The organism is Rhodococcus sp. NPDC057014 (genome assembly GCF_042673295.1).
Classification (GTDB): domain Bacteria; phylum Actinomycetota; class Actinomycetes; order Mycobacteriales; family Mycobacteriaceae; genus Rhodococcus_F.
This window is the reverse complement of record NZ_JBHUSF010000555.1, coordinates 1-2,914: the sequence shown is the minus strand read 5'-3', so window position 1 is coordinate 2,914 and position 2,914 is coordinate 1. Positions and strand designations below refer to the sequence as shown.

The 2,914-nt window shown below is 67.8% G+C and carries 3 protein-coding genes and 1 pseudogene; 1 reads left to right on the top strand and 3 read right to left on the bottom strand.

The features are described from left to right. Positions 1-30 precede the first annotated feature (30 nt). On the bottom strand, positions 31-264 hold the full coding sequence (locus ACFTZB_RS44690; protein ID WP_378442301.1) for a hypothetical protein: 234 nt from the start codon (positions 262-264) through the stop codon (positions 31-33). 105 nt (positions 265-369) lie between these two features. Further along, a complete protein-coding gene (locus ACFTZB_RS44685; protein WP_378442299.1) occupies positions 370-1,149 on the bottom strand; it encodes an acetoin reductase in 780 nt (259 codons plus the stop codon). 127 nt (positions 1,150-1,276) lie between these two features. Here ACFTZB_RS44685 and ACFTZB_RS44680 point away from each other — a divergent pair, with 127 nt between their 5' ends. Then, positions 1,277-2,533 (top strand): GAF domain-containing protein, encoded by a 1,257-nt coding sequence (locus tag ACFTZB_RS44680; protein WP_378442297.1) that lies wholly within the window; start codon positions 1,277-1,279, stop codon positions 2,531-2,533. 3 nt (positions 2,534-2,536) lie between these two features. Here ACFTZB_RS44680 and ACFTZB_RS44675 read toward each other — a convergent pair. Further along, a pseudogene (locus tag ACFTZB_RS44675) lies at positions 2,537-2,914 on the bottom strand (lipoyl synthase); the annotation flags it as partial.

The following is a 2,914-nucleotide window of genomic DNA, read 5'->3' as shown; positions in this document are numbered from 1 at the left end:
CGCGAGCATCTGCTCGCGGGGTGCCGGTGTTCAGGCCATCGACAGTTTCTCGGCGTTGCGTACCGCGGTCTCGAGGTGCCTGTCCGCGGTGCTCAGGTCCAGCCGGGCGTCGCTGAGGCTGTCGATCACCCCTTCCCGCGAAGCGCCGTCGGCTGTGCTGCCGAGAAGGTCGAACGCGTCGGTCAACTCCTTGATGCGGTGTTCGAGTTCCTGCAGATCGGCCCGCAACCGGGCGGTGCGTTCGACGAGGTCGCCGGCGTCCACGGCTGCCCCCTTTCATCCCGAACTCACTGACGCGTCACCACCTCGTCTACCCGCGGTTGCGGCCGCGAAACCACCACCGCTCAGCCTTCTCCTGGAACGCCTTGCCTACCGGTACACGAGGCCGCCGTCGATCAGTCCGGCCTGCCCGGTCATGTAGTCGGAGTCCGGTCCGGCCAGATACGACACGTACGCGGCAACGTCCTCGGGTGTCTGTGCACGGCCGAGTGCGATGCCGCCGACGAACTTCTCGAACGTGGCACCCTTCGGCGCGCCGGTGAGGTCCGCGAAACGCTCGTCGATCGTGACCCACATGTCGGTGCCGACGACACCGGGGCAGTAGGCGTTGACGGTGATGCCGTCGCACGCGTACTCCTTCGCCGCGGCCTGGGTGAGTGCGCGGACCGCGAACTTCGTCGCCGAGTACACGCCGAGCATCGCGAATCCCTCGTGGCCGGCGATCGACGACGCGTTTACGATCTTCCCGCCGTGCCCCCGCGCCCGGAACTTCGCGGCCCCAGCCTGGATGCCCCACAGCACACCTTCGACGTTCACGGCCAGGATCCGCGACACGTCCTCCGGTGTCGCGTCGGCGATCGGGTCGACCTGCGCGATGCCCGCATTGTTGACGATGATGTCGAACCCGCCCAGTTCGCGCTCCGTCCGGTCGACGGCGGACCGGACCTGATCGCGGTCCGTCACGTCGGCGACCAACGAGACGGCCTTCGAACCCGCCGCCCGGACCTCGTCCGCCACCGCGCTGATCCGGTCGGCGTTGACGTCGACGAGCGAGATGTCGGCGCCGTCCGACGCCAGCCGCAACGCGATCGCTCGTCCGATGCCCTGGCCCGCGCCGGTGATCAACGCGACCTTGCCCTCGATGCTCATTCCTGGCTCCTCTCCGATGTGATCGTGCTCACACGAGAGCCAAGCATCGCCGGCCGTGACTGTTCAAGGGTTGCAGCCGATTGCATTGTGACAAATTGTGAACCGATTGCGTTCTCTCCCAACGAAAATGTGCCGAACCCGGCCATGGTTCGGCGCTCACATTCCCGGTAGGCTCCGAGGTGTGAGTACTACCGGTTCGGTTCGGCACCGCCTTCCCGCTGTCGGCTCGGGGGTGGATCTTCCCCGGCACGCACGGTTGTTGAGTCAAGTGCACGATGCAGTGCTGTCGGGTCGGCGACCACCGGCGCAGCCGCGCGAGATCGTCGGCAGGTCGTGGTCGCGGTTACAAGCGGACGGGGTGAGTCCCGACAGTTGTGAGGACGTGGTGCTGGCCGACTGCGCCGAGGTCGAAGCCCGGCGGACGCGTACCGCCCTGCGTTCGATTCTTCCGGAGCTTCGCAGCGCGTTGACTCAGGTGGCGGAGGACGCGAACTTCATCGTGGTGATCGCGGACTCCGACGGGGTGGTCCTGTGGCGGGAAGGATCCCGTGGCCTGTGCAAGGCCGCCGATGCCCTGGGATTCGTCGAGGGCGCCCGATGGTCCGAGAGCTCGGTGGGTACGAACTCCATCGGGACGGCGTTGGTGGAAGATGCTCCTGTGCAACTGTTCTCGGCGGAGCATTACGCACGGTCTCATCGTGGCTGGTCGTGCACGGGCTCTCCGGTGCACGATCCCCGGAGTGGTGAAGTGCTCGGCGTCGTCGACATCAGTGGCTCGGCGATGTCGGTTCACCCGACGACGGTGGCGCTGGTGCAAACGGCGGTGCGGTTGGCCGAGGCCACACTGTGGCAGGAGCACACGATCAACCTGGAGAAGCTTCGCGGGCACGCGGCACCGGTGCTCGGGGCAACCGCGGGTCCGGCCCTCGTGGTGGACCGGCACGGCTGGGTCGCCGACGCCCGTGGCCTCGCCGCCCCCGACCGGGTGTCACCACCGTGCCCCGGCACGCCGCTCTTGGTGCCCGGGTTGGGGCTGTGTGTACCGGAACCGCTCGGTGACGGCTGGCTGGTGCGACGTTCCGGCACGCCGACGGGCGTCCAGGTGGAACTCGATCTCGGTGAGTCCCCGCGAGCAACGGTGCGGGGCGATACGGAATGGACCCGCGCGCTCTCACCGCGCCATGCGCAGATACTGCGAGTGCTGACCGAAATCGGTTCCACCGGAATCGATGCCGCGTCACTGAGCGTGTCGTTGTTCGGTGACCGCGACCACGTGGTGGCCGTGCGCGCCGAGATCTCCCGTCTCCGGAAAAGTCTCGGCCCGGTCCTGTCCACCCATCCCTACCGGTTCGCGGACGGTGTGGACGTGCACGTCGTCGGCTGAGTGTCAGGAGGACCCTCTGGTCGGCGAAAGAGGATTCTCCCGAATCGCTTTCGCCTGCGCGTAGAGGCGGCCGGCGCGGTACGACGAGCGGACGAGTGGTCCGGCCATGACGCCGGCGAATCCGATCTCCTCGGCGGCCTGGGAGTGCTCGACGAACTCTTCGGGCTTGACCCACCGCTCGACGGGGTGGTGCCGGGGGGAGGGGCGCAGGTACTGGGTGATGGTGAGGATGTCGCAGCCGGCGGCGTGCAGGTCTTCCATCGCCTGGTGGACCTCGTCGGGGGTCTCGCCCATGCCGAGGATGAGGTTGGACTTGGTGACCAGCCCGGCCTCGCGGGCGGCGGTGATCACGCCGAGGGAGCGTTCGTAGCGGAACGCGGG

Excerpts from the sequence above, each read along its gene's own strand:
- ACFTZB_RS44680 (WP_378442297.1), top strand. The coding sequence starts at position 1,277 with ATGTGCCGAACCCGGCCATGGTTCGGCGCTCACATTCCCGGTAGGCTC.
- ACFTZB_RS44685 (WP_378442299.1), bottom strand. The coding sequence starts at position 1,149 with ATGAGCATCGAGGGCAAGGTCGCGTTGATCACCGGCGCGGGCCAGGGC.